The following is a 1,359-nucleotide window of genomic DNA, read 5'->3' on the forward strand; positions in this document are numbered from 1 at the left end:
GTGACGTCGAGGTCGCGGTGGTCCCCGGCGTCGAGCGTGACGGACTTCGCGGTCGGGGACGACGCGGCGAGCCGGTACAGGGGGACGAGCCGGTCCACCACCCGTTCGACGGTCTGGTCGAACGCCCACGCGGACATCTGCGGCACGACCGAACGCACACCGATCGACACGTGGTCGACGTCGTCACGCGCCAGCAGGTCCATCGTCGCCTGCAACCGTCGATCGCTCTCCGCGGTGCCGAGCACGGCTTCGCTGAGCAAGTTCACGTCGACGACCACACCCGGGCCGCCGACCTTCGCGAGCGCGGGCCCGAGCTTCGCGTCGGTGGCGTCGACCACCAGGTGCCCGGTCATCCGCCGCAGGATCTTCCGCGCCGTGGGCGCCACGGCCCACGGAGCCATGGTCGCGAACCCGCCGCCGAGCGTCACCGCGCCGCGCAGGGACCAGGACAGGAAGTCCGGGACGTCGCGGCTGACCTGCTCGAGGTTGCGGGCCACGACGCGCGGGTCCTCGGGGCGGATCACCTTGTCGACGAGACCGCGCGTGAAGTCCAGCCCCCGGTCGTCCCGCAGGGCCTCGGCCAGACGGACCGCCCCCGCGTCGGGCTTCGTCCCCGCGGACGCCGCCAGCCACCGCCGCACGAGGGCGACGGCGTCGTCGGTGCAGTCCTGCAGTCGGGCGCTCGGCATGCACCGATCGTATGCTGCGCCACCGACCGCACCTCGGAGCGAGCCGTGCGCCACCGGCGAGTCATCCGAGCGGATGATCATGCCGTCGAAGCGTCCGGAGGTCGATACGCTGACGCCATGTCGAACGAGGGCGCCGAGGGCCACGACTGGGCGACGTGGGACGCCTACCACGACGTCTGGCGACGCCTCGACCGAGCGCTCGACCAGGCCGTGCAGCACGGCGCAGGCATCTCGATCCCCGAGTTCGAGATCCTCATCGGACTGCACCGCGAGCCGGACCACCGGTTGCGGGTCCGCGACATCGCGGCCGGGATCGGCTGGGAGAAGTCACGCGTCAGCCACCAGGTCACGCGCATGGTGGCGCGGGGCCTCGTCGAGCGCGCGGACTGCCCCACCGACGGACGGGGCAGCTGGGTGGAGATGACCCCGGACGGTCGCCGCGCGGTGCTCGCCGGCATCCGTGCGCACACCGGTGCGCTCGAGGACCTGTTCTGGAGGCCCGTGGGGACCGACGCGGACACGCTGCGGTCCGTCAGTGCTCGCGTCGACGCCGCGATCGGCCCCGACGAATCGGATCCGGACAGCGCCGACTGAGACGACGACACCCCCGCCCCGGGACGGCCGGGACGGGGGTGCGACGTGCGGGGGTGTTACTTGATCTTGGCGGTGA

1 protein-coding gene and 1 pseudogene are annotated in these 1,359 nt (G+C 72.6%); one reads left to right on the top strand and one right to left on the bottom strand.

Features of this window, described 5'->3' with window-relative positions; all coding sequences use genetic code 11:
- Positions 1-689 (bottom strand): annotated as a pseudogene (locus BIV01_RS12720) (1-pyrroline-5-carboxylate dehydrogenase); the annotation flags it as partial.
- A 117-nt stretch (positions 690-806) separates the two neighbouring features.
- On the opposite strand from BIV01_RS12720, the gene BIV01_RS12725 reads away from it, so the two are divergent.
- Complete coding sequence (locus tag BIV01_RS12725) at positions 807-1,283, top strand: MarR family winged helix-turn-helix transcriptional regulator (RefSeq protein ID WP_070417344.1); 477 nt, start codon at positions 807-809, stop codon at positions 1,281-1,283.
- Positions 1,284-1,359 lie beyond the last annotated feature (76 nt).

It is taken from the genome of Curtobacterium sp. MCBA15_013, assembly GCF_001865095.1.
Taxonomy (GTDB): Bacteria; Actinomycetota; Actinomycetes; order Actinomycetales; family Microbacteriaceae; genus Curtobacterium.